Source organism: uncultured Methanofollis sp., from assembly GCF_937919355.1.
GTDB lineage: Archaea > Halobacteriota > Methanomicrobia > Methanomicrobiales > Methanofollaceae > Methanofollis.
Map to the genome: position 1 here is coordinate 1 of NZ_CALFSA010000082.1, position 2,951 is coordinate 2,951.

A 2,951-nucleotide genomic window follows, 5' to 3' on the forward strand; every position below is an offset into this window, starting at 1 on the left:
CCCGCCGCATAGAGTGCCGCCACCTCAGCAGCGACGCCGGCGGCGGAGCGGTAGCGCGGCAGGCCGTAGAAGGGTTCGGTGCAGAAGGAGCACCCGCCACCGGCGGCGCGGGAGCACCCCTGCGCCGTCTCCAGTTCGCACATCACCCGCGGGAAGAAGGGGTGCTGCCTGATCACCGGGGCGCCGAGGACGCTCCAGCGGTCGATCTCGGCGTACTCCGCTGTGCCGGTCGGTTCCCCGCCGGAGAGGAGAGAGTCGAGGGCGGTGGAGGGCGAACCCCCGAGGAGGTGATCGAACCCCGCCGCTGCCGCCTCGACGGCCTTCTTCCCCCCCTGCGGGGAGTAGCCGAAACCGATAGGCCCGCCGAGCACCTTCAGGGGGCCGCGGACCTGCACACCGATCTGGGAGAGTTCAGTGAGAGTGGCGGGCGTCCCCGCAAGGTACTTCCCCGGCACCGTGATGCCGGCGATCACCAGGAGAAGGGAGGCGTCGTGGAAGGTCCCGAGGACCGCCGGGTCCTTCCGGACGGCATCGATCGTCGTGTACCTGACCGTATAGCCATGTTCGGCAAGGACGCCGGCGCAGTACCTGATATAGGGGGAGACATACGGGGGGACGCCGAGACATGCCGGTTCGTCCACGTACCCGTCCAGGATGACGGCGTCAGATGTCATGGCCGAGGATGGCGAGGAGACGCCGCGCCCATGCAAGTTTGCCCCGCTTCACCGGGTCGACACCGGGATCGTCGAGGTCGAAACCGACAAGGGAGACGCACACCGCACCGAGGGCGTGGGCGGCGAAGGCCGCGCGGTCGCCGTCGGAGAATCCCCCGAAGTTGTGGATGCGGCCGAAGGGGGCGGCCTGCGTCGTCCCGACAAGAGGACCGGGCAATTTCAAAACCCAGTGACGGAGGAGGGGGATGTTGTCGCCGTGGGCATGGACGACGACGACCGTCCCCTCCCTATTCATCTCGATCAGGGCGTCAGTCGCACCGTCGAGGTCGGTGAAGACGGCGTCTGGCCTGATGCCCCGTGCATATAGCACGTCAGCGGCGGCGTCGGCCGCAAAGACCGTCCCCTCGATCCCCCCGATCTCGCGGGGAAGGGAGGGCGCGTTCCCGCAGACGGTGACCGTCTTCCCCCTGCAGAGGGCTTCGAGGGCAGCGAGATCGTCGTGGGGGAGGATGGAGGCGAGGAGACGCGCCGCCTCCTCGTCGCCTGCACGGTCAAAGGCAAAATAGTCCAGGATCTCCTCGTAGAGGGGTTCCCACTCCTCAAACTTCATGCTTGGCCTCGTTCTCCAGACCGACGATCCGACGAACCTTTTTCAGGATCGGGTCGATGATCAGGTCGAGGAGTTCCTCCTTCTCCTTGACCATCGAGAAATAGGTGAGAGGGATGGTGGCCGCCGCCATGTTTGCGTGCCCGCCGGCCTCACCGATCCCGGTGAATGCCTCCTCCAGCACCTTACCGATATGGATCCTGATATCCCGGTTCCGCGCCGAGAAGACGATGTTCGTGTCGGTGACCCCGTAGACGATGGCGGTGTTTACCCCTTCGAGACTGATCAGGATGTCGGCGGCCTGCGGCACCGCGTCCCTGTTGCGGAGATAGCCAACATTCGTGAAAAGATAGCCGGAGACGACCTCGCGGTTCCGTATCGCATTTCCGAGGACGTCAAGAGTCTCCTGCGAGACGGACGGGGACATGATCTTGTCCAGGATGTCGCGGTCGGTGAGGGGCAGGAGGAAAGCGGCGTAGTTGAGGTCCTGCGGCGTGATGTTCCGCCTGAAGTCGCGGGTATCTGCCCGTATCCCGTAGAGGAGCGCGGTCGCCACCTTCGTGTTCACCGGGAGGTCGAGTTCCTGGAGGTATTGCGTCAGGATGCTTGCCGTCGCCCCCATGCCCGGCCTGATATCCACGAACTCGACCTTGGTGGTGTCGTGGGTGCCGTTCTTGTGGTGGTCGATGATGACATTCACCCGGGCCTCCTTGCCGAGGGCATTATTCGAACCAGGCGCAGTAGAGTCGACGAGGGCGAGGTGGTCGCAGGCGGCGAGGATCTCAGGGGTGATCTTCTCCATCTTGATATCAAGGAGGTTGACGAAAGCCCTGTTCTCCTGGTGGCCGATATTGCCGTCATAGAGGATACGGGAGATGAGTTTTCCGCCGGAGGCGTCGTGGGCGATCGCCGCGAGGGCCATCGCGCTCGATACCGAGTCGGGGTCAGGGTTCGTGTGGGCGACGATCCCGAGAGTCCCCTCCCAGGAACCGAGGAGAGCGGAGAGACGCCGCGCAATGCGCGAGGCGGCGAGCCTCCTGATATGGTGGACGGCGGTCTTGGCGATGACTTCCTGCGGATAGAGGACGACATCGGCCCCTGCGTTCTCAAGCATGTCCTTGCCCACCGGGTCGGGGGCGCGGGCTATTACATGTGCAAGAGGATATTTTGCTTTTGTGGTCCGCACTGCCGAGAGGTTGGCATCTTTGTCGTTGGAGAGGACAAAAATGACTTCAGGAACAGGCAAATCGTCAAAAGCGTTTGGTTCTTTCATATCCCGGACAATAGCGTCGTATTTCTGATCTCGGAGGTCTTCGACGCGCTTCTCGTCCCGGTCGAGGATTAATATTGAGTCAGTTTCCTTGAGCAGCTCCTCAACAACGTTGTATCCCGTGCTGCCGCAGCCGCATACGAGGTATTTCACGATCTTCCCGGGAGATCCGGGCACAGCCGCATCGGCCATCAAGGAGTATGGTATCTCCGGGAATAACAAACCATCGACGCAATGTTTATATGGAATCGCACCCAATATGGTAGAGTCAAAGTACAGGGGCCTGTAGCTTAGTCAGGCATAGCGGCGGACTCTTAATCCGCAGGCCAGGGGTTCAAATCCCTTCAGGCCCGTTCTTTGTATTCGTCTCTTCTGTGTATTCATTCGCTGTGTTGCCGCA

At 62.4% G+C, this 2,951-nt stretch carries 2 protein-coding genes, 1 tRNA gene and 1 pseudogene; 1 reads left to right on the forward strand and 3 read right to left on the reverse strand.

Annotation, left to right across the window (positions count from 1 at the left end; translation table 11 throughout):
* The 3 genes and pseudogenes from Q0520_RS03695 to Q0520_RS03705 all read right to left on the reverse strand — a co-directional run.
* A pseudogene (locus tag Q0520_RS03695) lies at positions 1-674 on the reverse strand (radical SAM protein); the annotation flags it as partial.
* The gene (locus Q0520_RS03700) at positions 664-1,284 is read right to left on the reverse strand and encodes a 6-hydroxymethylpterin diphosphokinase MptE-like protein (RefSeq protein ID WP_298666767.1); all 621 of its coding nucleotides are present in this window, start codon (positions 1,282-1,284) and stop codon (positions 664-666) included. The pseudogene Q0520_RS03695 and the gene Q0520_RS03700, both read right to left, overlap by 11 nt.
* Positions 1,274-2,743, reverse strand: coding sequence for a DHH family phosphoesterase (locus Q0520_RS03705; RefSeq protein WP_298666770.1), 1,470 nt, complete (start codon positions 2,741-2,743; stop codon positions 1,274-1,276). Before Q0520_RS03705 ends, Q0520_RS03700 begins: the two co-directional genes overlap by 11 nt.
* Positions 2,744-2,830: 87 nt before the next feature.
* Here Q0520_RS03705 and Q0520_RS03710 point away from each other — a divergent pair.
* Positions 2,831-2,904, forward strand: a tRNA-Lys gene (locus Q0520_RS03710).
* Positions 2,905-2,951 lie beyond the last annotated feature (47 nt).